Genomic DNA, 1275 nt, shown 5'->3' on the forward strand with positions numbered 1-1275 from the left:
CCACAGTGGACCTACACGCTGGCCAATGGCAGCGATGGGGTCGCCAGTGCAGTGCAGTCGCTGAAGGCGGGCGAGAGTCACAACGAAGTGTTCAGCGTGCAGGTCAGCGACGGGCTGGGCGGCGTCGACACCCAGCTGGTGACCGTCACCATTACCGGCAGCAACGACGCGCCCGTGCTCAGCTTCGCGACCGGCAACGATGTTGGCGCGGTGCAGGAAGACACCACGCTCAGCGTCAATGGCCAGTTCAGTTCGGCCGACATCGATCACGATGCCACGGCGACCTGGACCCTCAATGGCGCGTCCACCGGCACCTACGGTTCGATCGCCGTGGACAGCAGCGGCCAGTGGACCTACACCCTGGCCAATGGCAGCGACGGGGTTGCCAGTGCAGTGCAGGCGCTGAAGGCGGGAGAAAGTCACAACGAAGTGTTCAGCGTGCAGGTCAGCGACGGCCTGGGCGGCGTGGACACCCAGCTGGTGACCGTCACCATTACCGGCAGCAACGACGCACCGGTGCTCAGTTTCGCGACGGGCAATGCGGCCGGCGCGGTGCAGGAAGACACCACGCTCAGCGTGAATGGCCAGTTCAGTTCGGCCGACATCGATCACGATGCCACGGCGACCTGGAGCATTGCGGGTACAGATACGGGCACCTACGGTTCGATCGCCGTGGACAGCAGCGGCCAGTGGACGTACACCCTGGCCAACGGCACCGATGGGGTTGCCAGTGCGGTGCAGGCGCTGAAGGCGGGCGAGAGCCATGATGACGTGTTCACGGTGCAAGTCAGCGACGGCTTGGGTGGCGTCGACACCCAGCTGGTGACCGTCACCGTCACCGGCAGCAACGACGCGCCGGTGCTCAGTTTCGTGACAGGCAATGAGGCGGGCGCGGTGCAGGAAGACACCAAACTCAGCGTCAATGGCCAGTTCAGTTCGGCCGACATCGATCACGATGCCACGGCAACCTGGACCATCAATGGCGCATCAACAGGCACCTACGGCGCGATCGCCGTGGACACCACCGGCCAGTGGACCTACACGCTGGCCAATGGCAGCGATGGGGTCGCCAGTGCAGTGCAGTCGCTGAAGGCGGGCGAGAGTCACAACGAAGTGTTCAGCGTGCAGGTCAGCGACGGGCTGGGCGGCGTCGACACCCAGCTGGTGACCGTCACCATTACCGGCAGCAACGACGCGCCCGTGCTCAGCTTCGCGACCGGCAACGATGTTGGCGCGGTGCAGGAAGACACCACGCTCAGCGTCAATGGCCAGTTC

1 protein-coding gene is annotated in these 1275 nt (G+C 64.9%); it reads left to right on the plus strand.

The features are described 5' to 3' along the window. Positions 1-1275: VCBS domain-containing protein (locus AC1D19_RS30245; protein WP_477765561.1), on the plus strand; the 1275-nt coding region annotated here is incomplete at both ends.

This window comes from Pseudomonas sp. P1_C12 (genome assembly GCF_056406435.1).